The sequence below is a fragment of the Mycobacterium sp. 4D054 genome (assembly GCF_052245755.1).
Lineage (GTDB): Bacteria > Actinomycetota > Actinomycetes > Mycobacteriales > Mycobacteriaceae > Mycobacterium.
Genome location: NZ_JBQQCF010000018.1, coordinates 23,181 through 48,775, shown reverse-complemented (window position 1 = coordinate 48,775; position 25,595 = coordinate 23,181). Strand labels below are relative to the sequence as shown.

Annotated in this window: 29 protein-coding genes; 16 read left to right on the top strand and 13 right to left on the bottom strand. The window is 68.6% G+C overall.

What is annotated here, in order from left to right; genetic code table 11:
- Positions 1–150: 150 nt before the first annotated feature.
- Genes secY through ACTWP6_RS14880 form a run of 6 tightly spaced genes read left to right on the top strand, consistent with a single transcriptional unit; the run spans position 151 to position 4,538 of the window.
- Positions 151–1,488 carry a preprotein translocase subunit SecY gene (gene secY, locus ACTWP6_RS14905; RefSeq protein ID WP_260757332.1) on the top strand — a complete coding sequence of 446 codons (1,338 nt, stop codon included), beginning with the start codon at positions 151–153 and terminating at the stop codon, positions 1,486–1,488.
- The gene (locus ACTWP6_RS14900; protein ID WP_260757333.1) at positions 1,485–2,030 is read left to right on the top strand and encodes an adenylate kinase; all 546 of its coding nucleotides are present in this window, start codon (positions 1,485–1,487) and stop codon (positions 2,028–2,030) included. Before secY ends, ACTWP6_RS14900 begins: the two co-directional genes overlap by 4 nt.
- The gene (gene map, locus ACTWP6_RS14895; RefSeq protein WP_443188094.1) at positions 2,031–2,828 is read left to right on the top strand and encodes a type I methionyl aminopeptidase; all 798 of its coding nucleotides are present in this window, start codon (positions 2,031–2,033) and stop codon (positions 2,826–2,828) included. It begins immediately after the preceding gene.
- A 52-nt stretch (positions 2,829–2,880) separates the two neighbouring features.
- Entirely contained in the window at positions 2,881–3,390 is a 510-nt protein-coding gene (locus tag ACTWP6_RS14890; RefSeq protein ID WP_260757336.1) for a sigma-70 family RNA polymerase sigma factor, read from the top strand.
- On the top strand, positions 3,390–4,010 hold the full coding sequence (locus tag ACTWP6_RS14885; RefSeq protein ID WP_443188124.1) for a zf-HC2 domain-containing protein: 621 nt from the start codon (positions 3,390–3,392) through the stop codon (positions 4,008–4,010). The genes ACTWP6_RS14890 and ACTWP6_RS14885 overlap by 1 nt, the downstream gene beginning before the upstream one ends.
- Before the next feature lie 30 nt (positions 4,011–4,040).
- Positions 4,041–4,538, top strand: coding sequence for a MarR family winged helix-turn-helix transcriptional regulator (locus tag ACTWP6_RS14880; protein WP_443188093.1), 498 nt, complete (start codon positions 4,041–4,043; stop codon positions 4,536–4,538).
- Between the two features lie 9 nt (positions 4,539–4,547).
- Here the strand turns inward: ACTWP6_RS14880 and ACTWP6_RS14875 are convergent, their stop codons facing one another.
- Positions 4,548–5,771, bottom strand: coding sequence for a GAF domain-containing sensor histidine kinase (locus ACTWP6_RS14875; RefSeq protein WP_443188092.1), 1,224 nt, complete (start codon positions 5,769–5,771; stop codon positions 4,548–4,550).
- Complete coding sequence (locus ACTWP6_RS14870; RefSeq protein ID WP_443188091.1) at positions 5,768–6,427, bottom strand: response regulator; 660 nt, start codon at positions 6,425–6,427, stop codon at positions 5,768–5,770. Before ACTWP6_RS14870 ends, ACTWP6_RS14875 begins: the two co-directional genes overlap by 4 nt.
- 105 nt (positions 6,428–6,532) lie before the next feature.
- Between ACTWP6_RS14870 and ACTWP6_RS14865 the strand changes: the two genes are divergently transcribed.
- Positions 6,533–7,291 (top strand): HAD family hydrolase, encoded by a 759-nt coding sequence (locus tag ACTWP6_RS14865; protein WP_443188090.1) that lies wholly within the window; start codon positions 6,533–6,535, stop codon positions 7,289–7,291.
- 16 nt (positions 7,292–7,307) lie between these two features.
- On the opposite strand, the gene mmsB is transcribed toward ACTWP6_RS14865, so the two are convergent.
- From mmsB to ACTWP6_RS14850, 3 genes are read right to left on the bottom strand one after another with little or no spacing between them, the layout of a single operon-like run.
- Positions 7,308–8,180: a 3-hydroxyisobutyrate dehydrogenase gene (gene mmsB / locus ACTWP6_RS14860; protein ID WP_443188089.1), complete on the bottom strand. Its 873-nt coding sequence runs from the start codon at positions 8,178–8,180 to the stop codon at positions 7,308–7,310.
- An 18-nt stretch (positions 8,181–8,198) separates the two neighbouring features.
- On the bottom strand, positions 8,199–9,362 hold the full coding sequence (locus ACTWP6_RS14855) for an acyl-CoA dehydrogenase family protein (RefSeq protein WP_443188088.1): 1,164 nt from the start codon (positions 9,360–9,362) through the stop codon (positions 8,199–8,201).
- Between the two features lie 8 nt (positions 9,363–9,370).
- Positions 9,371–10,906 carry a CoA-acylating methylmalonate-semialdehyde dehydrogenase gene (locus tag ACTWP6_RS14850; RefSeq protein WP_443188087.1) on the bottom strand — a complete coding sequence of 512 codons (1,536 nt, stop codon included), beginning with the start codon at positions 10,904–10,906 and terminating at the stop codon, positions 9,371–9,373.
- A gap of 327 nt (positions 10,907–11,233) precedes the next feature.
- On the opposite strand from ACTWP6_RS14850, the gene ACTWP6_RS14845 reads away from it, so the two are divergent.
- Positions 11,234–11,608 carry a hypothetical protein gene (locus ACTWP6_RS14845; protein WP_443188086.1) on the top strand — a complete coding sequence of 125 codons (375 nt, stop codon included), beginning with the start codon at positions 11,234–11,236 and terminating at the stop codon, positions 11,606–11,608.
- Entirely contained in the window at positions 11,602–12,360 is a 759-nt protein-coding gene (locus ACTWP6_RS14840) for a hypothetical protein (protein WP_443188085.1), read from the top strand. Before ACTWP6_RS14845 ends, ACTWP6_RS14840 begins: the two co-directional genes overlap by 7 nt.
- Before the next feature lie 18 nt (positions 12,361–12,378).
- Here the strand turns inward: ACTWP6_RS14840 and ACTWP6_RS14835 are convergent, their stop codons facing one another.
- Both ACTWP6_RS14835 and rfbB read right to left on the bottom strand, forming a co-directional pair.
- Positions 12,379–13,008 (bottom strand): dTDP-4-dehydrorhamnose 3,5-epimerase family protein, encoded by a 630-nt coding sequence (locus ACTWP6_RS14835; RefSeq protein WP_260757347.1) that lies wholly within the window; start codon positions 13,006–13,008, stop codon positions 12,379–12,381.
- A complete protein-coding gene (gene rfbB / locus ACTWP6_RS14830) occupies positions 13,005–14,012 on the bottom strand; it encodes a dTDP-glucose 4,6-dehydratase (RefSeq protein WP_260757348.1) in 1,008 nt (335 codons plus the stop codon). Before rfbB ends, ACTWP6_RS14835 begins: the two co-directional genes overlap by 4 nt.
- Before the next feature lie 90 nt (positions 14,013–14,102).
- Between rfbB and ACTWP6_RS14825 the strand changes: the two genes are divergently transcribed.
- Positions 14,103–14,780, top strand: a complete 678-nt coding sequence (locus ACTWP6_RS14825) for an LpqN/LpqT family lipoprotein (protein ID WP_260757349.1) — start codon at positions 14,103–14,105, stop codon at positions 14,778–14,780.
- Positions 14,781–14,783: 3 nt separating this feature from the next.
- On the opposite strand, the gene ACTWP6_RS14820 is transcribed toward ACTWP6_RS14825, so the two are convergent.
- From ACTWP6_RS14820 to ACTWP6_RS14805, 4 genes are all read right to left on the bottom strand, one after another.
- Complete coding sequence (locus ACTWP6_RS14820; RefSeq protein WP_260757350.1) at positions 14,784–15,641, bottom strand: LLM class F420-dependent oxidoreductase; 858 nt, start codon at positions 15,639–15,641, stop codon at positions 14,784–14,786.
- Positions 15,642–15,644: 3 nt separating this feature from the next.
- Entirely contained in the window at positions 15,645–15,806 is a 162-nt protein-coding gene (locus tag ACTWP6_RS14815; RefSeq protein ID WP_443188084.1) for a hypothetical protein, read from the bottom strand.
- Between the two features lie 91 nt (positions 15,807–15,897).
- Entirely contained in the window at positions 15,898–17,376 is a 1,479-nt protein-coding gene (locus tag ACTWP6_RS14810) for an ATP-binding protein (RefSeq protein ID WP_443188083.1), read from the bottom strand.
- An 84-nt stretch (positions 17,377–17,460) separates the two neighbouring features.
- On the bottom strand, positions 17,461–19,125 hold the full coding sequence (locus ACTWP6_RS14805) for an FAD-dependent oxidoreductase (protein WP_443188082.1): 1,665 nt from the start codon (positions 19,123–19,125) through the stop codon (positions 17,461–17,463).
- Positions 19,126–19,282: 157 nt separating this feature from the next.
- On the opposite strand from ACTWP6_RS14805, the gene ACTWP6_RS14800 reads away from it, so the two are divergent.
- The gene (locus ACTWP6_RS14800) at positions 19,283–20,134 is read left to right on the top strand and encodes a universal stress protein (protein ID WP_443188123.1); all 852 of its coding nucleotides are present in this window, start codon (positions 19,283–19,285) and stop codon (positions 20,132–20,134) included.
- Here the strand turns inward: ACTWP6_RS14800 and ACTWP6_RS14795 are convergent, their stop codons facing one another.
- Entirely contained in the window at positions 20,135–20,806 is a 672-nt protein-coding gene (locus ACTWP6_RS14795) for a hypothetical protein (RefSeq protein ID WP_443188081.1), read from the bottom strand.
- Between the two features lie 160 nt (positions 20,807–20,966).
- On the opposite strand from ACTWP6_RS14795, the gene ACTWP6_RS14790 reads away from it, so the two are divergent.
- From ACTWP6_RS14790 to ACTWP6_RS14770, 5 genes are read left to right on the top strand one after another with little or no spacing between them, the layout of a single operon-like run.
- Positions 20,967–21,632, top strand: coding sequence for an SRPBCC family protein (locus ACTWP6_RS14790; RefSeq protein WP_443188080.1), 666 nt, complete (start codon positions 20,967–20,969; stop codon positions 21,630–21,632).
- 32 nt (positions 21,633–21,664) lie between these two features.
- Complete coding sequence (locus tag ACTWP6_RS14785) at positions 21,665–22,465, top strand: ribosome hibernation promotion factor (protein WP_443188079.1); 801 nt, start codon at positions 21,665–21,667, stop codon at positions 22,463–22,465.
- 45 nt (positions 22,466–22,510) lie between these two features.
- Positions 22,511–23,404, top strand: a complete 894-nt coding sequence (locus tag ACTWP6_RS14780) for a universal stress protein (RefSeq protein WP_443188078.1) — start codon at positions 22,511–22,513, stop codon at positions 23,402–23,404.
- 29 nt (positions 23,405–23,433) lie between these two features.
- A complete protein-coding gene (locus tag ACTWP6_RS14775) occupies positions 23,434–24,021 on the top strand; it encodes an Rv1733c family protein (RefSeq protein ID WP_443188077.1) in 588 nt (195 codons plus the stop codon).
- Entirely contained in the window at positions 24,018–24,767 is a 750-nt protein-coding gene (locus ACTWP6_RS14770) for a universal stress protein (protein WP_443188076.1), read from the top strand. The genes ACTWP6_RS14775 and ACTWP6_RS14770 overlap by 4 nt, the downstream gene beginning before the upstream one ends.
- Here the strand turns inward: ACTWP6_RS14770 and ACTWP6_RS14765 are convergent.
- On the bottom strand, positions 24,731–25,594 hold the full coding sequence (locus ACTWP6_RS14765; protein WP_443188075.1) for a universal stress protein: 864 nt from the start codon (positions 25,592–25,594) through the stop codon (positions 24,731–24,733). The genes ACTWP6_RS14770 and ACTWP6_RS14765 overlap by 37 nt on opposite strands.
- Position 25,595: the final 1 nt, after the last annotated feature.

Below are 25,595 nucleotides of genomic sequence, written 5' to 3'. Positions count from 1 at the left end.
TGCAACTGTTAGTCTCGTAGACTGTTTGAACGCGTGACTTGCGCAGGCTGTTCTGCCTGCTCGTGCCGTCGCGCCCACGCCTTAACCACGACGCTGGTTCCGCCAGCCACATGAGCACGCCGAGATCGACCGGCCGTGCAGGAGGAAAGAGTGCTCTCGGCTTTCATCTCATCACTGCGGACAGTCGATCTGAGGCGAAAGATCCTGTTCACGCTCGGCATCGTGATCCTCTACCGGGTCGGCGCCTCGGTGCCGTCGCCGGGGGTGAACTACCCGAACGTGCAGCAGTGCATCGCCCAGGTCAGCGGCGGCGAGTCCGGACAGATCTACTCGCTGATCAACCTGTTCTCCGGCGGCGCGCTGCTGCAGCTGTCGGTGTTCGCGGTGGGCATCATGCCCTACATCACCGCGAGCATCATCGTGCAGCTGCTCGGCGTGGTGATCCCGCGCTTCGAGCAGCTGCGCAAAGAGGGGCAGGCAGGCCAGACGAAGCTCACTCAGTACACCCGCTACCTCGCGATCGCGCTGGCGATCCTGCAGGCGACCAGCATCGTGGCGCTGGCCGCCAACGGCGGGCTGCTGCAGGGTTGTGCGCTCGACATCATCGAGGGGCAGAGCGAGGGCCTCAACATCGGCACCCTGGCCGTCATCGTCATCGTGATGACCGCCGGCGCGGCGCTGGTCATGTGGATGGGCGAGCTCGTCACCGAGCGCGGCGTCGGCAACGGCATGTCGCTGATCATCTTCGCCAGCATCGCGGCGTCGATCCCGGGTGAGGGCAAGAACATCCTGGACAGCCGCGGTGGCATGGTCTTCACGCTGGTGTGTCTCGCGGCCGTCGCGATCGTCGTCGGCGTGGTCTTCGTCGAGCAGGGTCAGCGCCGTATCCCGGTCCAGTACGCCAAGCGCATGGTGGGCCGCAAGATGTACGGCGGCACGTCGACCTATCTGCCGTTGAAGGTCAACCAGGCCGGCGTCATCCCGGTCATCTTCGCGTCGTCGCTGATCTACATCCCGCACCTGATCACCCAGCTGATCACCAGCGCCAGCGACACCCCGAGCACCGGGTGGTGGCAGACCTTCGTCGCCGAGTACCTGACCGACCCGAGCAGCCCGGTCTACATAGCGATCTACTTCGGCCTGATCGTGTTCTTCACCTACTTCTACGTCTCGATCACGTTCAACCCCGAGGAACGCGCCGACGAGATGAAGAAGTACGGCGGCTTCATCCCCGGCATCCGCCCGGGCAAGCCGACCGCCGACTACCTGCGGTTCGTGCTGTCTCGCATCACGCTGCCGGGCTCGATCTACCTCGGCATCATCGCCGTGCTGCCGAACCTGTTCCTTGAGATCGGCAACACCGGTTCGGTGCAGAACCTGCCGTTCGGCGGTACCGCCGTCCTCATCGCCGTGGGCGTCGCGCTCGACACCGTCAAGCAAATCGAAAGCCAGCTCATGCAGCGCAACTATGAAGGGTTCCTCAAGTGAGAATCGTGTTGTTGGGACCGCCCGGCGCGGGCAAGGGTACGCAGGCCGCGAAGCTGGCGGAGAAGCTCGGCATCCCGCACATCTCGACCGGCGATCTGTTCCGTCACAACATCAGCAACAACACCGAGCTGGGCATCGAGGCCAAGAAGTATCTCGACGCCGGCGACCTGGTCCCCGCCACGCTCACCAACGCGCTGGTCGACGACCGCCTCGACGACGAGGACGCCAAGCAGGGCTTCATCCTCGACGGCTTCCCGCGCTCGGTGGAGCAGGCCAAGGCCCTCGCCGAGATGCTGGAGAAGCGCGGCCAGGCGCTCGACGCGGTGGTCGAGTTCCGGGTCCCGGAGGAGGAACTGGTCTCCCGTCTGAAGGGCCGCGGTCGCGCCGACGACACCGAGGACGTGATCCGCAACCGGTTCAAGGTCTACCGGGACGAGACCGCGCCGCTGCTGGACTACTACTCCGCCGACCTCAAGACCGTCGACGCCGTCGGCGAGCTCGACAAGGTCTTCGAGCGGGCGCTCACCGCGCTCGGCCGCTGAATGGTCTCCATTCCCGGGCTCCGCAGCCGCAAGGTCGTTCCCCAGCGCACTGCCGGTGAGCTGGACGCGATGGCCGCCGCCGGCGCGCTGGTCGCCGCCGCCCTGCGCGCGGTGCGGGCCGCGGCCGCGCCGGGCGTGTCCACGCTCGAGCTCGACGCCGTCGCCGAATCGGTGATCCGGGACGGCGGAGGTGTTCCGTCATTCCTCGGCTACCACGGCTTCCCGGCGTCGATCTGCGCGTCGGTGAACGACCGCGTGGTGCACGGCATCCCGACCGCTGACGAGAAGCTGGCGGCCGGGGATCTGGTGTCGATCGACTGCGGCGCCATCCTCGACGGCTGGCACGGCGACTCGGCGGTCACGTTCGGCGTCGGCGGCGTCATCGCCGTCGACGATGCGCTGTCGGCCGCCACCCGGGAATCCATGGAGGCCGGCATCGCCGCCATGGTGCCGGGCAACCGGCTGACCGACGTCTCGCACGCGATCGAGCAGGGCACCCGGGCCGCGGCGAAGCGGCACGGCCGCACGTTCGGCATCGTCGCCGGTTACGGCGGCCACGGCATCGGCCGCGAGATGCACATGGACCCGTTTTTGCCCAATGAGGGGTCACCGGGCCGCGGTCCGTACCTGGCCCCGGGCTCGGTGCTGGCCATCGAGCCGATGCTCACCCTCGGGACGAGCAAGACGATCGTGCTCGACGACGGCTGGACCGTCGTCACCGCCGACGGCTCCCGCGCGGCACACTGGGAGCACACTGTCGCGGTCACCGACGACGGACCGAGGATTCTGACCGCCTGAGACCGGTCTGAACCGATCGTCCTCCGCCGTCGTGTCGTAGACGGAGGACGTGATGGACGATCCGGCGACGATGCGGGCGCTCTACGACGAGCATGCGGCCGCGCTCTGGAGTTACGCGCTGCGGCTGACCGGTGATCGGGCCAGGGCCGAGGACATCGTGCAGGAGACGCTGCTGAGGGCGTGGCGCCACCCCGAGGTCACCGCCGACGCCGACCGCTCGGCGCGAGCCTGGCTGTTCACCGTCGCGCGCAACATGATCATCGACGAACACCGCAGCGCCCGGTCCCGTCACGAGACCGGGATGCCCGACGTCGAGTATGTCGCCGACCGGGCCTCACCCGACGAGTCGGACACCACGCTGAACCGGATGCTGCTGCGCACTGCGCTGGGCAGGCTGTCCGACGAACACCGGGCCGTCGTGCGGCGGGCCTACTACCAGGGCTGGACCACGGGACAGATCGCCGCGGACCTGAGGATCCCGGAGGGCACCGTGAAGTCCCGGCTGCACTACGCGGTCCGCGCGCTGCGGCTCGGACTGCAGGAGATGGGGGTGACGCCGTGATGCAGGACCGCTACCTGACGTGGGACGCCGCGTATGTGCTCGGCGCGCTCGACGGTGACGAACGCCGCGAGTACGAACATCACCTGGCCGGCTGCCGGCACTGCCGCTCGGCGGTCACCGAGATCACCGACATGCCGCAGATGCTGGCCGTGCTGGCGGCCGACGACGTCGACGCGATCGAGCGCGCCGGTGCGCGGCGCCGCCGCGCCCGGTGGCTCACCACGGCCGCGGTCGGGGTGGCCGCCGCGGCGCTGGCCGTGGCGCTGGTGCTCGTGATCCGGCCGCCGTCTGATCAGCCCGTCGCGCAGATGCAGGAGATGACCAAGCTCGCCGAGACGCCGATCAACGCCAGCATCGCGCTCGAAGGCTACGGCTGGGGTACGCGCATCGACATGGCCTGTTCGTACGGGGACTGGGGACGCCGGGACGCGCCCCCGCAGAACCTCGGCATGGTGGTGATCGGCCACGACGGGAGCCGCAGCGAGATCGCCACCTGGCTGGGCGTCTCGGGCGCCACCGCTCTGCCCAGCGCCACCACCCCGATGCCCATGACGCAGATCGCGGCCGTGCAGCTGGTGTCGGCGCCGGACGGAAAGGTGTTGCTGGAACGGCGGCTGTGAACCGGTGCGGGCCGTGCGGTAAGAAGAGGCGTGGCATCCGAACGGCGCGACCCGATCGCCACCGCGCGCGCGAACTGGGAACGCTCCGGGTGGGGGGACGTCGCCGACGGCATGGTCGCGGTCACCTCGGTGATGCGGGCCCATCAGATCCTGCTGGCCCGGGTGGAGACCGCGCTGCGGCCCTACGACCTGAGTTTCTCGCGGTTCGAGCTGCTGCGCCTGCTGGCCTTCAGCCGTACCGGGGCGCTGCCGATCACCAAGGCCTCCGACCGGCTGCAGGTGCACGTCACCAGCGTCACGCACGCGATCCGCCGGCTGGAGGCCGACGGTCTGGTCGAACGCGTGCCGCACCCGACCGACGGCCGCACCACGCTGGTGCGGATCACCGAGCTGGGCCGCTCGACGGTCGAGGATGCGACGGTGACGCTGAACAACGACGTGTTCGCCGACATCGGTATCTCGGCCGAACAGTCCCGGACGCTGGCCGAGGCGATCCAGACACTGCGCCACAGCGCCGGCGACTTCTGACGCGTCAGCTCACGTCCGGTCGGTGTCCGCGGCCGGGTGGGTGACCGGCGGCAGCGGGATCGTCGCGGTGACGGTGGTGCCCGAGCCGGGCCGGGAGCGGATGTTGAGCCGGCCGCCGACGATCTCCGCGCGCTCGGCCATCGACAACAGCCCGTAACCACCCATCTCGTCACTGCCCAACGGATGTTCGAAGGTGTCGAAACCGACTCCGTCGTCGGCGATCTCGAGCCTGGCTGTGTTGTCGTCGACCCGGAACACCAGCCGTGCCAGCGAGGCGTCGGCGTGCTTGACGACATTCTGCAGGCATTCCTGCGCGATGCGGTACAGGGCCAGCTCGATGTGGTCGGGGAGGCGGGTGTCGTCGAGGTCGACGTCGATCGTGATCTGCGGGATCGAGCGGGCCAGGCTGGCCAGCCCGCCGGAGAGCCCGAGGTCGTCGAGCACCGGCGGTCGCAACCCGCTGATCGCGGCGCGGGCTTCCTGCAGCGTCAGCTCGGCGAGCTCCCGGGCCCGGTCCAGCTGCTCGTGCAGGGCGTCCCGATCGCCCGGTGATCTCGCGGCCTGAGCGGCGGCGTCGAGGCGGTAGGACAGCGTGACCAGGCGCTGGGAGATGCCGTCGTGGATGTCGCCGGCGAGCCTGCGGCGCTCCAGTTCCTGCGCCTCGATCACCTGCTCGACGAAGTTCTCGTGCGCACGCTCGCGCGCCACCAGCTGCCGGTGCAGCCGGGCCTGGTGCATCGCACCGGCGATCAGGCGACCGATGACCAGCAGCAGTTCCACATCGCGGTCGCCGAAGTCGCGCTCGGCCACGGTGTGCACGTTGAGCACGCCGACCAGTCCGCCCGGGTCGGTCTCCATCGGCACCGACACCATCGAGGTGAAATCGCGGCCGCGCAGCGACTGGAACGGCAGGTAGCGAGGGTCGGACTCCTTGTCCTTCTTGATCACCACCGGCTGCCGGTTGCCGGCTACCCAACCCGAAATACCCTGTCCCAGTGGCAATCTGATCTTGCCGACCTCCGAGTCGAACGGCGGGGTGGCGCCGGCCAGCGTCAGCGAGCGCTCGGTGTCGTCGAGCACGTGCACGAAGCACACGTCGGAGTCGGTGGCCGCGGTGATCATCCTGGCCGCCGCGGCGGCCAGCGGCTCGACGCCGGGACCGCTGGATGCGGCCCTGATGAGTTCGCGCAGCAGCGCGAGCTCGCGGTCGGCGGTCAGCAGTGGCCGGGTCACTGGTAGATGCCTTCCCGCAGCGCGGTGGCCACGGCGCCGGTGCGGTCGGACACGCCGAGCTTGCGGTAGATGGAGCTCAGGTGGGTCTTGACGGTTTCGTCGCCGATGATGAGCCTGGCGGCGATGGCGCGGTTGGACAGTCCGTTGACCACCAGTGCCAGGATCTCGCTCTCCCGCTGGGTCAGACCGTGCCGGGCGCCTGGCCAGAACTCGTCGCGCTGCATCCGGGCCGCGGTGTCGGCGGCCCGGGCCGCCATGCTCGGGTCGATCGCGGTCTGGCCGCCGTGCACGTACTCGAGCTGTTTGACCAGCTCCTCGCTGCTGATGCTCTTGAGCAGGTAGCCCGATGCGCCGACCCGCAGCGCCTGGTACAGGTACTGCTCGTCGTCGTAGACCGACAGCATCACCACCTTGCGGCCGGGGTCGCGTTCGCGCAGCTGCTGGCACACGTCCAGCCCGCTGGAGCCCTGCATGCGCACATCGCAGAGCACGATGTCGGGGTCCAGGCCGGCGACCACGCCCAGCACGTGGTCTGCGCCCACTGCCTGGCCGACCACGGTGACCCGGTCGCCGAACGCGGCGAGCATGGCCTTGAGGCCCTCGATGACCATCTCGTGGTCGTCGACCAGCACGATGCGCACCGGATCGGCAGCCATGGCCCCCACCTTAGAGGCGCGCCGGCGGGTCGCTGCCCAACTTGGCCCGGACAATCCCCCGCGCGGGGGAGGCGGATCAGGTGTGACGTGCGCCACGATCTGATCGTGCAATCGACAGAGCAGAGAGCATGGCGGGCCGGCCGATTCTGGTGGGACTGGCCCCAGCCCAACGGCGCCCCGGCCCAGCCGATGAAGATGCTGCGCGCGGTGATCTTCGATCTCGACGCGCTCGCCGACATCGAGGACGCCGGTCACCGGCCCGCCTTCAACAAGGCGTTCGCCGAGCTCGGATTGGACATCGAGTGGACGTCCGCGCGCTACCGGCAACTGCAGGCGCTGCCCGACGAACGTCGCCGCGTCGCCGCTGAACTGCGCAAGCGGGGCGTGATGACCGAATGCGACGTGCTCGCCGAGCTGCTGGTCGACGAGATCTGCGCGACGAAGGCGATGATCCTCGACGAGACGGTGCTCGACGCCGACATCACGGCGCGGCCCGGGATGGCGGAGCTCATCGCCGAGGCCTACGGTGCCGGCATCGGCGTCGGGCTGATCAGCACGGGCAGCCATACCTGGGTCGAACCGCTGGTGCGGCAACTCGTCGGCGACGGCGTGGTGACCACGATCGTCACCACCGACGACGCCCCGCGCGGTGAGCTGTACGCGGCCATGCTGGCCGAACTCGGCGCCCCTGCGCAGGAGTGTCTGGCGTTCGCGGGGTCGCAGGAGAGCCGACGCGCGGCCGCGGCCACCGGCGTGGCGACCGTCCTGATCGACAGCGACGCAGCGGCCCCGCGGTGTGTCGGCGACTGTCAGCGCCTGCACGACTCGTGGAACGACACGCACCGCAGCCCAACGGCCGCCTAAGCGGTGCGGCGCGGGCTCAACCGCGCAGCATCTCGATGATCGCGCTGAAGTCCTTCTCGGCGTGGTCCTTGGTGAACTGCTCGTAGATCTCGGCGGCGTGGGTGCCCAGCGGCGCCGACGCCCCGGTCGAGTTCACCGCAGCCATCGCCAGGCCGAGGTCCTTGTTCATCAGTGCCGTCGCGAAGCCGGGCTTGAAATCGTTGTTCGCCGGTGACGTCGGAACCGGCCCGGGCACGGGGCAGTTGGTGTGCACGGCCCAGCAGTTTCCGGTGGCACCGGTGATCACGTCGAACAGCGACTGGGCGGGTAGCCCGAGCTTCTCGGCGAGCACGAACGCCTCGCCGATCGCGATCTGCTGCACGGCGAGGACCATGTTGTTGCACAGCTTCGCGGCCTGCCCGGCGCCGGAGGCGCCGCAGTGGATGATCTTGCCCGCCATGGGTTCCAGCACCGGCTTGGCGCGCTCGAACGCGTCGTTCTCGCCGCCGACCATGAACGCCAGCGTGCCCGCCGTGGCGCCCTTGATGCCGCCGGAGACCGGCGCGTCGATCTGGGACAGTCCCTTGCCGGTCGCCTGGGTGTGGATGGCGCGGGCGTCGTCGACCGAGATCGTGGACGTGTCGATCAGCAGGGCGCCCGCCTTGGCCGCCGGCACCACCTCGTCATACACGGTCTTGACGATGGTGCCGTTGGGCAGCGACGTGATCACCACGTCGGCGTCGGCGACCGCGGCCGCGGCGCTGTCGAAAACGCTCGCGCCCTTGGCTTTTGCCGCCGCCTTCAGGTCGTCGACCAGGTCGAAGGCGTGCACGGCGTGCCCGGCCGCCACAAGGTTCGCCGCCATCGGGCCGCCCATGTTGCCCAGGCCCAGGAACGCGATCGTCGTCATAGAGTCTGACCTCTCTTGTCAGGAAGCGCGGGCACGGGCGGCGGCGGACCGCCCGATCACCACGCGCATGATTTCGTTGGTGCCCTCCAGGATGCGATGCACCCGCAGATCGCGCACGATCTTCTCCAGCCCGTATTCGCGCAGGTAGCCGTAGCCGCCGTGCAGTTGCAGGGCCTGGTCGGCGACCTCGAAGCAGGCGTCGGTGACATAGCGTTTGGCCATCGCGCACAACTCGACGCGCTCCGGGTGCTCGTTGTCCAAAGCCGTTGCCGCGCGCCACAACAACGCCCGTGACGTCTCCAGCGCGGTGGCCATGTCGGCGAGCGTGAACCGGATGGTCGGCTCGTCGAGCAGGGACCCGCCGAACGCCTGCCGGTCGGCCAGGTACGCCACCGACTTGTCGTAGGCCGCCTGCGCGCCGCCCAGCGAGCAGGCCGCAATGTTGATGCGTCCGCCGTTGAGACCCTTCATCGCGATGCCGAACCCGGTGCCCTCACCCTCGGTTCCGCCGAGCAGAGCGTCGGCGGGCACCCGGGCGCCTTCGAAGATGACCTGCTTGGTGGGCTGGGCGTTCCAGCCCATCTTCACCTCGTCGGTGCCGAAGCTCAGGCCCGGGGTGTCCTTCGGAACCACGAACGTCGAGATGCCGCGCGGTCCGTCATCGCCGGTGCGGGCCATCACCACGTAGACCTCGGAGGTGCCCGCACCCGAGATGAACTGCTTCACCCCGTCCAGGACGAAATCCGACCCCGAGCGAACCGCCCTGGTGCGCAAGGCGCTTGCATCCGATCCGGCGCCCGGTTCGGTCAGGCAGTAACTGGCGATCGTCTCCATGGACGCCATCCGTGGCACCCATTCCTTGCGCTGCTCCTCGGTGCCGAAGCTGTCGACCATCCACGCGCACATGTTGTGGATCGACAGGAACGCCGCGACGGTCGGATCGGCGGTCGCCAGCTTCTCGAAGATGCGTACCGCGTCGATACGCCGCAGCTCGCTGCCGCCCACGTCGTCGCGGCAGTAGATCGCCGCCATGCCGAGTTCGGCGGCCTCGCGCAGCACGTCGGTGGGGAAGTGGTGCGTTTCGTCCCACTCCAGCGCGTGCGGGGCCAGCCGCTTCTCCGCGAACGCGGCCGCCGTCTCGACGATGACGCGTTCGTCCTCGTCCATGCCGAAATAGTCCATTTCCGAATCTATTTCATGGTGGGGATGACGAATTCGGCGCCATCCTTGATGCCCGACGGCCACCGCTCGGTGACGGTCTTGACCTTGGTGTAGAACTGGATCGACGCCGGCCCGTGCTGGTTGAGGTCGCCGAAGCCGGACCGCTTCCAGCCGCCGAAGGTGTGGTAGGCCACCGGGACCGGGATCGGCACGTTCACCCCGACCATGCCGACCTGGACCTTGGACACGAAGTCACGGGCGGCGTCACCGTCGCGGGTGAAGATCGCCACGCCGTTGCCGTACTCGTGCTTGGTCGGCAGGCTCAGCGCTTCTTCGTAGTCCTTGGCGCGCACGATGCACAGCACCGGCCCGAAGATCTCGTCGGTGTAGATCGACATGTCGGTGGTGACGTGGTCGAACAGGGTGGGGCCTATGAAAAATCCGGCAGAAAGCTCCGCTCCGTCAAAGGTCAGTTCGTCGGTGGCGCGCTCGCGCCCGTCGACCACCAGCTCGGCGCCGGCCTCGACGCCCTGGCCGATGTAGTCACGCACGCGCTCGAGCGCAGCACCGGTGACCAGCGGTCCGTAGTCGGCCTTCGGATCGAGGCTGTGGCCGACCCGGAGCTGATTGACACGCTCCACCAAGCGATTACGCAGACGGTTCGCGGTCTCTTCGCCGACGGGCACCGCGACGCTGATCGCCATGCAGCGCTCGCCGGCGCTGCCGTAGCCGGCGCCGATCAGCGCATCGACGGCCTGGTCGAGATCGGCGTCGGGCATGATGATCATGTGGTTCTTCGCGCCACCGAAGCACTGTGAACGCTTTCCGTGCGCCGCGGCGGTCGAGTAGATGTACTGCGCGATGTCGGAGCTGCCGACGAAGCCGACGGCCTGGATGTCGGGGTGGGTCAGGATCGCGTCGACCGCTTCCTTGTCGCCCTGGACCACCTGGAAGACACCGGCGGGCAGCCCGGCCTCTCCGAACAGCTCGGCCAGGCGCACCGGCACCGAGGGGTCCCGCTCGGAAGGCTTGAGGATGAACGCGTTTCCGCATGCGAGCGCCGGGCCGGCCTTCCACAGCGGGATCATGGCGGGGAAGTTGAACGGCGTGATTCCGGCGACGACGCCGAGCGGCTGCCGGATGGAGTAGACGTCGATGCCGCTGCCGGCGTTCTCGGTGAACTCACCCTTGAGCAGGTGCGGGATGCCGATCGCGAACTCGATGACCTCGATGCCGCGCTGGATGTCGCCCTTGGAGTCGGCGACCGTCTTGCCGTGCTCGATGGAGAGCAGTTCTGCCAATTCCTCGATGTTGGCGTGGACCAGCTCGATGAACTTCATCATCACGCGGGCGCGGCGCTGCGGGTTCCAGGCGGCCCATTCCTTCTGGGCCTCCACGGCCGAGGCGACGGCGGTGTCGACGTCGGCCTTGCTGGCCAGCAGGACCTGCGCCTGAACCTCGCCGGTGCTCGGGTTCAGCACGTCGGCCGTACGGGTGGACGAGAGCTCGCTGCGCTTCCCGTCGATGAAATGGGGGATACGGGTATCCGCTGTCTGTGTGGTCATGGTGAAGCCTTCCGCGTAGATACTTGGATATCCTAGTAATCGTGACCGCGCTTGGCAAGAGGCGGGATTGGCGTCTACGACAAGAGATGTCGGAAGCTGGTCGGAGTGGCTTCGACTTAGTGCGCCAATCAGCTACAGGTGTTCGCTGAAAATTGTATGGTCGGCGCATAACATTTCGCCCGATCCGGCGCCCCAGCTGGTCGGCTCCCAATTGGCATGCAGATGGGACGCGGGATCGCAGCGGTTCGGGGATTCGCTGCGCACGCGCCCATCCGGTTCGTGTCTCGGGCGGATCGTCCGGCGTCGGATATCGGAGGGGACCGTGTCATGCGCGATGTAGTGAAGCGCCCTATTTCGCCGCGGAACCGCATCCTCGCCATGCTGTTCGTCGGCATCCAGATTCTCGTTCCTGCCGGATTTCTTGGGCTCCGCTGGGTGAAAGAGGGTTCGCAGCCGACCACGGAGTTCCCGTTTTCCTGGCAGATGTACAGCAGGGCCTCGAGTATTGAGTACTTCGGCATCGATGATGCCGGCGAAGAAATTGCGCTGAGCACCGAGGGGCTCATCCCTGTCCTCCGCGGCGTCGCGTACGACTACTCGGTCCCTGCGATGTTGTGCGACGCGAACCCCGAGCTGGTCGCGGTGCAGCGGCGGGCGGATGACCCCGAGCTTGACGACTTTACCGAGTTCGTTTCATGTTGAACGTCTTCCGCAGCGCGTTTGGTGCTTTGTGCACATTGAAGGCCGTGTCTTTGCTGATCGGCACGGTTGCGACGGCGGGATCGTTCAGCATTGGTGTACTGGCGGTTGCCTGCGGATTGCTGATGGCCGCGGCCGGCATCGCGCTCATCGTCGGCTATCGCCGGCGCCTCGCAGCATCGGTCGTGGTCGCCACGGGCCTGATGTTCCTGATCCCGTTCGGTGCGTACAACCACCACCTCTACCTGTTGATCCTCATTGCGTTGATCCTCGCGGTCGACATCGAGGTCGCGTTGCTCCTCAAGATTCAGCTCACCATCGTGTACGCGTTCGGGACTCTCGCGAAGGTCAACGACGTCTTCCTTTCCGGCACCGAACTGCACATCTCGATGGTGGAACGGTCTGTATGGGCCACCGTCATCGGGCAGCCGGCTCCTTCAGCGCTGCTGATCCCGATGAGCATCGGCGTCGTCATCGCCGAAGGCTTTCTCGCCGTCGGGTTCTGGTTCCGGAGCACGCGTTGGGTCGCCCTCGTGATCGGCGTTGGGCTCCACTGTTCCATGATGATCCTGCTTTCCGACAGCTTGGCCCGTTTTGTGAATCTGCTGGTCTACGGCGGACTCATGTACACGCTGTACATTCCGTTCTTTAGTGACAAGATCGAACCATGGTGGAACCGGCGCTCCGAGGCGCGGGCCGCGGTTTCACCGGTCCGGCATCCTGCTGATGCTCGCGGAGGAGCCGAACACAGCTGACGGTTCGTCGGCCTGGAACTATGGCCGCCGCTCCTGACGCAGTTCCGCGACGAATGCCTGCGCCTGCTCCCATGTCGGGAGCAGCCCGGCCGCGCGCGCCTGCTCGAGCGAAGGGGCGTCCCGGTCGCGGTCGGACAGGATCAGCTCGCCGGCCCAGCGGCCCGTCAGCCAGGACCGCCAGTCGATTCCCAGGGTCGGGTCCAGCGGGTCGACGGTGTGCTCGCGGACGGGGTCGTAGCCGGCCGAGCACAGGTAGCTCACCATCGAATCATCCTGCAGTGCAAGGAAAGCGTGTCCGAGTCCCTCGGAGAGATACACCGACCGGTGCGCGGTGTCGTCCAGCACGACCGCGTCCCACCGGCCGAAGGTGGGCGAGCCGACCCGGATGTCGACCACGACGTCGACGACGGCGCCCCGCATGCACGACACGTACTTGGCCTGACCCGGCGGCAACTGCGCGAAATGCACCCCGCGCAGCACCCCGGCCCGCGACACCGAGCAGTTGGCCTGCCGAAGGTCGAACCGGTGCCCGGTGATCGCGCTGAACCCGGGGTCGGTGAACCACTCGAAGAACGCCCCCCGCGCGTCGCTGTGCACCACGGGCGTGATCTCCCACGCGCCGGGGACGTCGAGCTCGCGCACGTTCACTGCCGTCGCTCCTCGTACGTTGCCTCCACAGCATCTTTGAGTGGGCCCCACCAGGATTCGTTGTCGCGGTACCACTCGATGGTGTCGCGCAGCCCGCTTTCGAAGTCGGTGTGCTCCGGTCGCCAGCCGAGTTCGTCCCGAAGAGGGGTGGGGTCGATGGCATAGCGCAGGTCGTGGCCGGCCCGGTCGGTCACGTGGTCGAAGTCGTCGGGGGAGCGGCCCATCAGGCGCAGGATGGTCCGCATCACCGTCAGGTTGTCGCGTTCGCCGTCGGCGCCGATCAGGTAGGTGCGCCCGAGCGTCCCGTCGGTCAGGATCCGCCACACCGCGCTGTTGTGGTCGTCGACGTGGATCCAGTCACGCACGTTCGCCCCGGTGCCGTACAGCTTGGGACGCCGTCCGGTCAGCACGTTGGTGATCTGGCGCGGGATGAACTTCTCCACATGCTGATAGGGCCCGTAGTTGTTGGAGCAGTTCGACAGGGTCGCGGCCACCCGGTAGGACCGCACCCACGCGCGCACCAGCATGTCGGCCGCCGCCTTGGTCGACGAATAGGGGCTCGACGGGTTGTACGGGGTGGATTCGGTGAAGCGGGCCGGATCGTCGAGCGCCAGGTCCCCGTACACTTCGTCGGTCGAAATATGGTGCAGCCGTATCGGTCTCGTGGTGGATGCATGCCGGATGGCCTCCAGGACCGTGAAGGTGCCGAGCACATTCGAGTGCACGAACGGTTCCGGGTCGGCCAGGGCGTTGTCGACGTGCGTCTCGGCGGCGAAATGCACGACCGCATCGGCGTCGGCGACGAGTGTGCCGACCAGCGCGGCATCGGTGACATCGCCTTCGACGAGGCGGATCTCGGAGTCCACCCCGCGCAGCGACTCGCGGCTACCGGCATAGGTCAGCGAATCCAACACCGTCAGGCGTACGTCGGGACGCTGCCGCACAGCTCGGCGCACGAAATTGGCTCCGATGAATCCCGCGCCGCCGGTCACCAGCAACCGCATGGCCACCGAGCCTATCTACCGCAAATGACGCTGGCATCCACCGCCCTGTGTTCTCCTAGGACGGTGGGCCGTCAGCACAGGGGAGAGCACATGCGGATTTCGGCGACGGTGAGCGTTCTCGGCGCCCTCGCGGTGGTGATCGGCGTGGCCGGGTGCGGCTCCGGCGGCGACGGTGATGGCGGTGCGACCACCGACACGGCGGCCAGTTCGGCCTCCGAGACGAGTACCTCGGCCGCCGGCGGCCAGACCGTCGGCGACTACCTGACCGCCAACGGCGTCACCCAGACCATCGTCAAGGCCGGCGACCCCGGGGTGCCGGGCGTGGAGCTGCCCATGCCCGACGGCTGGGAACCGGTCACCGACGCCAGTGACGTGCCGCAGGACGTCTACGGCGCGATCTATCTGAGCGCGGGCAAGGGCACCCAGAACCCGCCGGCGATTCTGGCCCGGATGGCGCGGCTGGACGGCGGCACCTTTGACGTCGCCACGATTCTGGAGCTGGCCCCGAACGCGGTGACCCGTCTTCCCGGCTGGGACGGCCCGGTCACCGGCACGCCGAGCGAGCTGGGCGGCTTCCAGGCCACCGCGATCGCCGGGCAGGCCGACGTCGACGGCACACCGAACTTCGTGGCGCGCAAGACCGTGGTGATCCCCGGTCCCGAGAACACCTTCCTGCTGGCCCTTGACGCGCAGGGGCCGGTGGATCAGCGGCAGGCGCTGACGGATGCGATGGCCGTCATCGACGAGCGCACCACGATATCGCCGTAGCGCTCAGCGGGTCAGTTCCAGCGGGCCGGCCAGTTCCTCCAGGGTCGACAACAACTCGTTGTCGCCACCGAGCACCTGGATGGCGACGTGGTCCGCACCGGCGGCCAGGTGTTCGTTCAGCCGCGCGGCGATGTCCTCCGGCGACCCGTGCGCGACCACCGCGTCGATGAACCGGTCGCTGCCGGGCCGGGTCAGGTCCTCGTCGGTGAAGCCGAGCCGTTTCCAGTTGTTCAGGTAATTGGACAGCCCGAGATAGAAGTCCACGGCCTCCCGGCCGATCTCGCGGGCCTTCTCGGCGTCATTGGTCAGCACCACCTTGTGCTCCGGGGCGAGAAACACTCTGGGGCCCAGCAATTCGCGGGCCTGGCCGGTGTGCACGGGCGTGGTCAGGTAGGGGTGGGCGCCGGCGCTGCGCTGCGCGGCCAACTGCAGCACCTTCGGGCCCAGCGCGGCGATCACCCGCCTGCTGGTCGGCACCTTCGCGGCGTCCAGCTTGTCGAGGTAGTCGACCAGCGCCCGGTACGGCTTGGTGTACTCCTGGGTGTGCTCCGGGTGCCCCACCCCGACCCCGAGCAGGAACCGTCCCGGGAACGCGTTCTCGATCCGGTGATAGGACTCGGCCACCTCGTCGGCGTCGGCGGTCCAGATGTTCACGATGCCCGTCGCGACTTGAAGCGACTCCGTCTTCTCCAGGATCGGCTCGACGAACGCCAGGTCCGCCGCCGGTGACTTGCCGACCCACACCGCGCCGTACCCGAGCTTCTCGATCTCGACGGCCTGATCCGGCGACACCGGCGTACCGGTCCAGACGCCGAAGCGGCCCAGGGCGGGCTTCAGCGACGGGCCCTCACTTTCGGTCATGCTCTATCCCTTTCCTCGCAATCCGAGCGGCCCGGCGAGCTTGGCCAGTGCACGCACCAGCTTGTCGGGACCTGCATCCAGGTGCTCGCTGAGCCGGGCCGCGATGGAGTCGACGGAGCCGTAGGCCACGCCGTCCACCAGACGGTCACTACCCGGTTTCGCCACGTTCTGATCGGTGAGCGCATCGATCGGTCTACGTTACTCCTGATGTGACTCGCGGTGGCCGACGCCGAATCTGCCCAGCTCGGGCTTGATGTCACTCGTTGAGGGCGGCCTCTGCCGGGTTCCGCGGCGCCGGCGCCTGCCACGGCAGGGACACGATGAACCGGGTGTTGCCGGGAACGGATTCCACGGTCAGGTGGCCGTGGTGCTTCTCGACGACGATGCGCCAGGCCAGGTCCAGGCCCAGGCCGGTGCCCTCGCCGAACGGCTTGGTGGTGAAGAACGGGGTGAAGATCCGGTCGATGACGTCCTCCGGGATGCCCGGTCCGTCGTCGCAGATCTCGACGACCACGCCGGCGTCGCTGCTCTGGCGGTAGGTGCGGATGGTCAGCGTGCCGTGCCCGTCCATCGCCTGGATCGCGTTGTCGATGATGTTGGTCCACACCTGGTTGAGATCGCCTGGATAGCACTGCAATTCGGGCAGCGTGGGATCCTTGTCCCACACCAGCTTGACCGCATCGTCCTTGCCGACCTTGTCGCCGAAGATCGTCTTGATCGTGCTGTAGATCAGCTCGTGGACGTTGGCGCTCTGATATTCGGCGCGGTCCATCTGCGAGTACTGCTTGGCGCCGGCCAGCAGCGCCGAGATGCGCTTGCTGGCCTCGGCGATCTGGTTCATCAGCAACTCGTTGTCGATGGTGTACTTCAGCCAGCCGATCGCCCCGGGCAGCGTCGCCGAGCAGTCCACGTCGTCGATCGAGGACTCGACCCGCTCCAGCCAGTCGACGTCGAGACCTGCCTCCACGAACGTCGGCGCGTAATCCCAGGCCGCCGAGATGCCGTGCGCCTCCAGCCAATCGCCGATCTGATCCTCCCGGTCGGAGGTCTCCAACGCCGTGAGTTCCTGCGACTTTGACTTGGCGACCTGCTCAGCCACCTCGTCCTGGATGCTGACCAGCACCTTCAGCGCGGCCGGGGTGAACTTGCCGTCGGCGAGCATCGCGAGCTTGTGCCGCATCTTGCCGACCCCCTCACGCAGGTCGGCGACCGCGCGGGCGGTGGCTCCGGCCGGGTTGTTCAGCTGGTGGGTCAGCCCGGCCGACAGCTGCCCGAGCGCGAGCAGCTTCTCCCGCTGGCCGAGGATCTGGCGCTGCCGCAACCCGCCGACCATGTGGCCCTCCAGCAGATGCACCGCCATCGGGAATTCCTTCTGCATGAACTCGGCGAACGCCTCCGCGTCCAGCACGAAAAAGCGCGACGGCCGCGTCACCCGCACCGAGGCCTGGTAGACGTGCTCCTCGCCGGGAATGTAGGCCGACCACGCGCCGCAGTAGACGCCGCGCTGCGAGGTCCGGTTGGTCTCGATGTCCACGCCGCCGGAGCGCTTCGACATCACCAGCTCACCGTCGATGAGCACGTAGAAGCAGGTCGCCGGGTCGCCCTCGGTGTGGACCGGCCCCGGCTCGAACGTCGCGATGTGGCCGTTGGCGCACAACGTCGCGAGCTGCTCATCGGTCAGCGCCTCGAACAGGAACAGGGTGCGCAGTTCCTCGGGCAGACACTTCTCACCCATGTGGATCCTTCCTACAGAGGCAGTGAAGTAATGAAACGCGGATCACCGGGCGTTGATTCCGCCCGCCTCACGGTGGGCATGTGCTCATGTCTCGGCCAGGTAGCGGTGCACGAGCATGACCGCCATCGATCCCTCACCGACGGCCGCGGCGACCCGTTTGGCCGATTCGGCGCGGACGTCGCCGGCGACGAACACCCCGGGCACGCTGGACTCCAAGTGGTGCGGTGGCCGGTCCAGCGTCCAGCCGCTGACGTCGCGCAGGTCCGGCCCGGCCAGGATGAACCCGTGGTCGTCGCGCACCACGACCCCGTCGAGCCACTCGGTGCGCGGTTCGGCGCCGATGAAGATGAACATCCGTCCGCACGCGAAGTCCGCACGTTCACCGGTCTTGGTGTTCTCCAGGCAGATGCCCTCAAGGTGGCCGTCGCCTTTCACCGCGTGCACCACGGTGTAGGGCATCTCCCGAATGTTGTCCTGGGCCCGGATCTGCTGGATCAGGTAGTGCGACATCGAGTCTTCGAGCGTGCGCCTGCTGACGATCGTCACCGACTTCGCGGTGCGCGCCAGGTACATCGCGGCCTGGCCGGCCGAGTTCGCCCCGCCGATCACGTACACCTCGTCGTCGTCGCAGTCGGCGGCCACCGATGCCGTCGCGCCGTAGTAGACCCCGGCGCCGGTCAGGTCCTCGCAACCCTCGGCCGGTAGCTGCCGGTACTCCACCCCCATCGCCAGGATCACCGCGCGGGTGCCGATCGTGCGGCCGTCGGACAGGTGCACGGTGCGGGCGTTGCCGTCGACGTCGAGCCTGGTGACCTCGGCGGCGGTGATCAGCTCGGCGGAGAACTTCTCGGCCTGTCTGCGGGCCCGCTCGGCCAGCTGCGCGCCGGACAGCCCGTCGGGAAACCCGAGGTAGTTCTCGATGCGGGAGCTCTGGCCGGCCTGGCCGCCGGTGGCCGTGCGCTCGATGAGCACCGTCTTGAGCCCCTCCGACGCGCCGTAGACGGCGGCGGCCAGCCCCGCGGGCCCGCCGCCGATGACGACGATGTCGTAGAAATCCCCGGACGGGGTGGTCGTCAGGCCCAGCGTCGCCGCCAGCTCCGCGTCGGTCGGGTCGATCAGCGTCTCACCCTGCTCGGTGATCACCACCGGCAGCGTCAGCCCGTCCTGGCCCGCGGCCTCCAGCAGCGCCGCGCCCTTGGGCTCGTCGGAGCGGAACCAGGTGTAGTACAGGCGATTCCGGGCCAGGAACTCGCGAACCTCCGACGACCGCGCATTCCACGGATGCCCGATGATCTTGGTGTGCGAGATCGCCCGGTCCCCGGTGGAGCGCCACGCCTCGATCAGCGCGTCGATCACCGGGTACAGCTTCTCCTGCGGCGGGTCCCACGGTTTGAGTAGATAGTGGTCGAGGTCGACGACGTTGATCGCGTCGATCGCGGCATGGGTGTCGGCGTACGCGGTCAGCAGCACCCGCCTTGCCATCGGGAAGATGTCCATCGCCGCTTCGAGGAACTCGATGCCGCTCATCTGCGGCATCCGGTAGTCGGCGACGAAGACCGCCACCGTCTCGCCGCGCAGCTTCAGCTCGTTGAGGGTTTCCAGCGCGTCCGGCCCCGATTCCGCGCGCACGATGCGGAACTTCTCGCCGTAATGCCGGCGAAGGTCGCGGGCCACGGCGCGCGACACCGCGGGGTCGTCATCGACGGTCAGGATCACGGGCTTGCGGGGCTGGTGGTCAGGTCCGGTCATCGCATCAAGTATGCGCCGTCTGTCCAGCGCAAATCGGGTACGGGGCGACAGAGTCATACAGGGGCATTAAGTCCCTAGCGACGCGCGGCGCGGATTAATACGGTCGGTGCGGACGGTGTTGATGGCCGCAGCGACGACCGTGGCGGGGGAGGTGCGGATGCCGGTCAGCGTGATGGTCGGATACGACGGGTCACCGGCCGCGAATGCGGCCATCAACACCGGCGGGGTGCTGTTCCCAAACGCGCATGCGTGGGTGGCGCACATCTGGACGCCGCCGTTCGCCAGCACGAAACTGCGGCGGCGCCTGCGCGACGTCGCGCAATCCACCGACGAACTGGTCGAGTTGATCGAGCGTGAAGGGCTGCGCGAGGCCGAGGCGATCGCCACGACGGGGGTCGCGCTCGCCACAGCCGCCGAATGGGATGCCGAACCGATCGTCAAACGCACGATCGGTTCGGACGGACTGCGGCTGGCTCAACTGGCGGAGAAGCTGGACACCGACGTCATCATCGTCGGGGATCGCGGTCTTGAGCTCAGCGACGCCGTCCTCGGCGCCGTGTGCGACATGGTCGTGCATTACGCCACCGTTCCCGTGCTGGTGGTTCCGTACCCGCTGCTGGCCGAGGAGGTGGACGCGCTTTCCCACGGGCCCGTCGTTGTGGGCTACGACGGGTCGGCAGGCGCCGAGGCGGCCGTGGAGAGTGTCCGGCAGCTGTTCCCGGGCCGGCGGGTGATCCTGGCGGCCGCGCCCGACGAGGACGGGGCTGTGGCGCCCGGACCGGCGGCGCAGGGACTGGAGATGGTGCCTTTGAAGGAGCCCTCCGGCATCGGACGGTTACGCGAGCGCGCAGTCGCCGCCGAACTGCTCGCGTGCGCCCGCCGACACGACGCCGCCGTACTCGCCGTCGGTTCCCGCGGCCGGTCGGCGACGCGGGAGATCCTGCTGGGCAGCGTCGCTGTCGGGGTCGTGCACCGGTCGCAACGGCCGGTGCTGGTGGTGCACAACTGATCAGACCATGTGCGCGGGGACGCCGACGGCGATGTCGTGGCGGCGCGATCGTTCGGCACGCTGCCGGATACCGCGCATCATCTTCTGCTCCATCACGAAGTGCGGGATGTCGAACCAGAAGTGGCCGACCGCGCCACCGCTGCCGCGGGCCAGCAGCCGGGTCCGGCCGGCCTCGCGATGCAGGGTGAAAGACCAGCAGCCGGAGGCCTTTTCGCCGCGCCTGATCAGCTCGTAGTCGGCCGGGGACACGAGAACCAGGTGTGATCTCGGTTTCACGGCCGCCACGATCTGCCGGGCGTCCGGGCCGTACCTGCGGGCCAGCCACACCGTGTCCCCGACCTGCAGCTGCTGCCACTCGGGGTGGAGGGCGTCGGCGTTGTGCATGTCGGCGCCGGCTGCGCGTTCCAGCAGCGAGTAGCTGTAGAAGCCGGCCCGGTCTTCTCCGATCTGCACCAGCCACGGCCACACGTCGTGCCGCGGGGCCCGGATGGTCACCGCTCGGGTGGTCCGCGGTGTCTGCGGATCCACGAGTTCATCCCCGGGAAGCGTCGCGGCGACCTCGTCGGCGTCGGCGCCCCAGGTGTGGATCCACGGCCGCACATGCGCCCGGTACAGCGCCGCGACACCGATGGCCGCCAGGACATCTGCCAACAATGGTCGTTGCTTTCCCATACCCGGACGGTATGGCTGCGACGCCGGTCCGCGGTAGAGGCGAAAGTCAGCCGGAGCCAGGACCCATGGTCCCGTGGCGCCCTGGGCCGTTCGGTGGGCCCGAGCGCGCGAAGGACTACCGGCCCTAGTGCGCGACCGCCGTGCGCGCGAAGGTGAGGACATGGCGAACCGAATGGTCAAAGCCGCTGTGGCAGCAGCGGTGCTGTACGGCGCGCGGCGCTATTTCCGCGACTGGGGGACCACCAAGGAGGAGTCATCGGGCCGTCTCGCAGGTGACGAGTTGCTGGGTCCGCCGGTGCTGCAGGCCACCGAGGCGGTCTCGATCGATGCGCCTGCCGACGCGGTCTGGCCGTGGCTGGTGCAGATGGGTCAGGATCGCGGCGGGCTGTACAGCTTCGAAATGCTGGAGAACGCAGCGGGTTTGGACTACCACAACGCCGATACCATCCACCCCGAGTGGCAGCACCTGGCCGTCGGAGACTCCGTCCGGCTGGTGCCCAGAAAGTGGTTCGGTCTGGCCGACGGCGTGGAGATGGCCGTCGCGCGGATCACCGCACCGCAGTCGATCGTGTTGCGGGCGGCGCCACCGAGGTTGCCGTGGGAGATGGTGTGGTCGTTTCAGCTGATCCCGCACCGGGACGACCACTGCCGGTTGCTGATCAGATCGCGTCTGGCACTGCGCCATCCGGGCGAGGTGGTGCTGGCCGAACTGATCGGGCCGGCGCGGGCGTTCGTCACCCGCGGCATCCTGCTCGGCGTCAAACGACGCGCGGAACGCAGCACGGTGGCGGCGACGGCGACGGCGACGGAGGACCTTCGGCCCTAACGTGCTGCGACGCCACGGCGTACCAACGAGTCATGAGCAACCGAGTAGAGGCGTCTCCGGCCGTCGACGTCGATGTGACGACACACGGCGAGTTTCCGGGCGCTGCCGACTACGCGCAGGCCAAGATCGGCGGATTGTCCCGCCTGGCCCGCAGGCCGGTGACCTACGCGCGTGTCCGACTGACCCGGCGGCACGACCCGGCGGTGGAGCGACCGGTGATCGCTCAGGCGAATCTCGAGGTCGGCGGGTTTCTCGTGCGCGCGCAGGTCGAGGCGGTCACCGCGCGGGAGGCGGTCGACGAGCTGGAAGCGCGCTTGCGTCGCCGGTTGAAACACCTGGCCGAGCGCTGGGATGCGCCGCGCGGCCCGGATGCGGCTCCGCCGTGGCGGCACGAGGAGAAGGCGCAGCGGAGTCCCCGGGCTCTGGAAAGGACGGCGCCGGAGCCCAGGCTGGTGCGCCGCAAGTCCTACGCCATGGCGCCGTGCACGGTCGACGAGGCCGTGACGGAGATGGAACCGCTCGATTACGACTTCCACCTGTTCACCGAAAGCGGTTCGGGCACAGCGGCGGTCATCTACCGGTCGGGGCCCACGGGATACCGTCTGGCGTTGGTGGCGCCGGCCCTGGCCGGTGAGGTAACCCCGTATCGGGAACTCGTGACGATCAGCCCGCACCCGCTTCCCTGCCTGCGCGAGCAGGATGCGCTCGAGCGCCTGGCCCTGCTCGACCTGCCGTTCCTGTTCTTCGTCGACGCCGCACAGGGCCGGGCCAGCGTGCTGTACCGGCGCTTCGACGGTGACTACGGGTTGCTCACCCCGGCAGGGGCTCCGTGATGACGACCGTCTCGCCGGCTCACATCCCGAACGAAAGGTGACACAGTGTCTCTCCCTGTGAACAGGCCGTACGGCGTAGTCGCGGCGGTCGACGGCTCACCGACCTCGCTGGCGGCGGCGCAGTGGGCGGCACGCGAGGCGTCGCTGCGGGATGTGCCCATGACGCTGGTCCATGTCCAACCGACCGACGAGATCGGCCCGTGGCTGGACGTGCCGGTGACACCCCAGTACACCGAGGCGCTCGACCGCCGTTCGGCTGAGATCATCGCGGAATCGGTCAAAGCCGTCTCCGCGGCCCTGCAGGATCGGCGTCAGGTGCCGGTCAAGGAACTGACCCTGTCCGGTCGGGTGAAAGCGGTGCTGGTCGATGCGTCCGAGCAGGCCGACCTGCTGGTCGTCGGTTGCCGGGGCCTCAGTGCGCTGGGGCGGCTTCTGCTGGGGTCCACCACCACCTCGATGCTGCATCACTCCCGGTGCCCGGTCGCGGTGATCCATGACGAGCAGCCGCGCACCGACGGGGATCTGTCGGCGCCGGTGGTCGTCGGTGTCGACGCGTCACCGGCTTCGGAACCGACGTTGGCGCTGGCCTTCGACGAGGCGTCACGGCGCGGGGTCGGGCTCGTCGCGGTGCACACCTGGATGAACAGAGCCGATTTCTACGTCGACGTGGCCGTCGGGGACCTGGCGGCGCAGGCCGACGAAGAACTGGCCCAGCGCCTGGCGGGATGGGGTGAGCGGTACCCCGACGTCCTGGTTCGGCGGGTGGTGGCACAGGACCATCCGGCGCACCGGCTGATCGAGGAGTCGCGACGGGCCCAACTGCTGGTCGTCGGCAGCCACGGTAGAGGCGGGTTCGCCGGCCTGCTGCTCGGCTCGGTCAGCAGCGCCGTGGCGCAGGCGGCGCGCATCCCTGTGATCGTGGCGCGCGGCGCTGACTGAGGCCGACCCATCGCAGACCGGAGCCCGTTATGCAGACCTTCACCCTCGGCCTCGGTGTCTGGCTACGTCGCCTCCTGTCCCGCAGCCCTCTCGTCCGGCCGACCGACCGCGTCGAGGCGACCGCGGTGATGCTGATCGCCGTCGCGAGCGTGCTGACCGTTCCGGTCGCCGGGGCGGTCGGCACCGCCGAATACGACCGCCTGGCACATGCTTTCGCCGCGCAACGGCTCTCTTACCGGGCAGTCGAGGCGACCGTGGTGCAGGACAGCCGGGCGGCGCCTCAGCCTTACGAGAAGCCGTACCTGACCGAAGTCGGCTGGAACTTCGCGGGTGTCGCGCACACCGCCGGGATCAGGACGTACCGGATGAGCGCCGGCGAGCAGCTGACGATATCGGTGCGCGAATCCGGGGAACTGGTCGAGAAGGTGCAGACCGACGAGGACGCCGCCGCCCAGGCGGTCATCGTCGCGCTCGGGGTGTGGTCGGCGGTGACCGGTCTGGGGGCGGCGACCTGGCTGCTGCTGCGCCTGCGGCTCGACCATCTTCGGTTCGCGGCGTGGGACCGGGATCTCGACGACCTCGCCGACAACGGCGGCCGCAGGAACAACCCGACATGAGCACAGAACCGCCGCTGGCTCACGCGCCGGTGGTCGTCGGTGTCGACGGATCCCGGGCGGCGATCAACGCCGTGCAGTGGGCCGCCGCCGAGGCGCTCGCCCTGGGCGTGTGCCTGCGCCTCGTGCACGTCGTCGCGACACCGGCGCCGGACGACGACGTGCTCGCGCGGGCCCTGGAGCGGGCCGAAGCCGCGGCGGGACGGTCCGGGCTGCAGGTGGAAACCGCGTCGGAACCCGGCACACCCGGGGAGATCCTGCTGCGGGAGTCCCGGCACGCGTCGATGATCTGTGTCGGCTCCCGGCCGGTCGAGGACTCCGAGTCGGAGTCGGTCGGCCCGACCGCACGGGCGCTGGCCGAAGCGGCGGGCTGTCCGGTCGCGATCATCAGGACTGGACGAGACGGTTCACCGCGGACCGACGGCGTGATCTCGGTGGTGCTCTCCGACGACGACGACAGCGACGCCGCCGTGGGCCTGGCGATGCACGAGGGCCGGCTCCGTCACGCGACCGTGCGGCAGATCGACCGGCGCACCGGCAGCTGGGTGCGGCGGTACCCGGACGTGCACGTCGAGCTGGTCGCCGCGGGCACCGGCCGGCAGTACACCCGAAACGAACTGTCCGGCAACGGGGTCGGACTTGCCGTGGTGGGACGCCGGGACGCTCAGGAGCTGGCCGGGGTGGGCAGGCGCAACTGCCATCCGATCCCCGGCTACCCGGACTGCTCGCTGTTGCTGGTCCGGTCTTGAGGCGCGGGTTCAGGGGGACCATCGCAGATCAGGATGTCGAATCCGCAATCGACGCACGGGGTGAGCAGTTCGGCGACATCGGCCGCCCGTTCGTGGGGCAGCACTGCCAGCCGGATGCTCTTACGGTGCCGGGCAAGGTAATTGAGGATGCTCCCGGGGATCGCGGTGACGTGTACATCGAGCTTCGGGTGCTGTCGGCGCCACGGAGCCAGCCGGCGCTCCCACCGGGCCCTGACCAGACGGTTCTTTCTGGCCACCGCGTGATCGTCGTAGATGTCCGGGTAGCGGGACGGCCACGCCGCCACGACGCGCAGCGGGGCGTCGCGGAGCAGAGACTCGTCGACCGCGCGTGACAGCGTCGCGTCGTCGGGCGGGGACTCGCCGATTTCGGCCACCACCCAGCGCGCGCTGCGGAGGTGGTCCGTCGAGTGGATGATCGCCACCGGGCAGCGGGCCGACGATGCCACCTCGGCGACGGTGGATCTGACCTGGCGGTTCCCGTGAGAGGGGTCGGTGAAGCCCAGACAGAGCAGGGCCGCATCGCGTGACGCGGCGGCCAGGATGGGCGCCGTTGCGCCACAGACGATCTGGGCCTCCACCCGGACCGGCGTGCCGACGGCCTCGACGGCGGCGAGCGCGCTGTGGACGATGTGGCCGGCGCGGGCGAGGTCATCGGCACCGACCTGGCCGCCCGCCGTCGTGGTGACGGCGTGCACGAGGCGCAACGGGAGATCTCTGCTGGTGGCCTCGTCGATGGCCCAGACCGCGGCCGCGGTACCGGTTCGGGAGCCGTCGATCCCGACGAGCACCGCCGGCGACCTGGACACG

Excerpts from the sequence above, each read along its gene's own strand:
- map (WP_443188094.1), top strand. The coding sequence starts at position 2,031 with ATGGTCTCCATTCCCGGGCTCCGCAGCCGCAAGGTCGTTCCCCAGCGC.
- ACTWP6_RS14890 (WP_260757336.1), top strand. The coding sequence starts at position 2,881 with ATGGACGATCCGGCGACGATGCGGGCGCTCTACGACGAGCATGCGGCC.
- ACTWP6_RS14885 (WP_443188124.1), top strand. The coding sequence starts at position 3,390 with ATGCAGGACCGCTACCTGACGTGGGACGCCGCGTATGTGCTCGGCGCG.
- ACTWP6_RS14870 (WP_443188091.1), bottom strand. The coding sequence starts at position 6,427 with ATGGCTGCCGATCCGGTGCGCATCGTGCTGGTCGACGACCACGAGATG.
- mmsB (WP_443188089.1), bottom strand. The coding sequence starts at position 8,180 with ATGACGACGATCGCGTTCCTGGGCCTGGGCAACATGGGCGGCCCGATG.
- ACTWP6_RS14855 (WP_443188088.1), bottom strand. The coding sequence starts at position 9,362 with ATGGACTATTTCGGCATGGACGAGGACGAACGCGTCATCGTCGAGACG.
- ACTWP6_RS14850 (WP_443188087.1), bottom strand. The coding sequence starts at position 10,906 with ATGACCACACAGACAGCGGATACCCGTATCCCCCATTTCATCGACGGG.
- ACTWP6_RS14845 (WP_443188086.1), top strand. The coding sequence starts at position 11,234 with ATGCGCGATGTAGTGAAGCGCCCTATTTCGCCGCGGAACCGCATCCTC.
- ACTWP6_RS14840 (WP_443188085.1), top strand. The coding sequence starts at position 11,602 with ATGTTGAACGTCTTCCGCAGCGCGTTTGGTGCTTTGTGCACATTGAAG.
- rfbB (WP_260757348.1), bottom strand. The coding sequence starts at position 14,012 with ATGCGGTTGCTGGTGACCGGCGGCGCGGGATTCATCGGAGCCAATTTC.
- ACTWP6_RS14825 (WP_260757349.1), top strand. The coding sequence starts at position 14,103 with ATGCGGATTTCGGCGACGGTGAGCGTTCTCGGCGCCCTCGCGGTGGTG.
- ACTWP6_RS14820 (WP_260757350.1), bottom strand. The coding sequence starts at position 15,641 with ATGACCGAAAGTGAGGGCCCGTCGCTGAAGCCCGCCCTGGGCCGCTTC.
- ACTWP6_RS14810 (WP_443188083.1), bottom strand. The coding sequence starts at position 17,376 with ATGGGTGAGAAGTGTCTGCCCGAGGAACTGCGCACCCTGTTCCTGTTC.
- ACTWP6_RS14805 (WP_443188082.1), bottom strand. The coding sequence starts at position 19,125 with ATGACCGGACCTGACCACCAGCCCCGCAAGCCCGTGATCCTGACCGTC.
- ACTWP6_RS14800 (WP_443188123.1), top strand. The coding sequence starts at position 19,283 with ATGCCGGTCAGCGTGATGGTCGGATACGACGGGTCACCGGCCGCGAAT.
- ACTWP6_RS14795 (WP_443188081.1), bottom strand. The coding sequence starts at position 20,806 with ATGGGAAAGCAACGACCATTGTTGGCAGATGTCCTGGCGGCCATCGGT.
- ACTWP6_RS14790 (WP_443188080.1), top strand. The coding sequence starts at position 20,967 with ATGGCGAACCGAATGGTCAAAGCCGCTGTGGCAGCAGCGGTGCTGTAC.
- ACTWP6_RS14785 (WP_443188079.1), top strand. The coding sequence starts at position 21,665 with ATGAGCAACCGAGTAGAGGCGTCTCCGGCCGTCGACGTCGATGTGACG.
- ACTWP6_RS14775 (WP_443188077.1), top strand. The coding sequence starts at position 23,434 with ATGCAGACCTTCACCCTCGGCCTCGGTGTCTGGCTACGTCGCCTCCTG.
- ACTWP6_RS14770 (WP_443188076.1), top strand. The coding sequence starts at position 24,018 with ATGAGCACAGAACCGCCGCTGGCTCACGCGCCGGTGGTCGTCGGTGTC.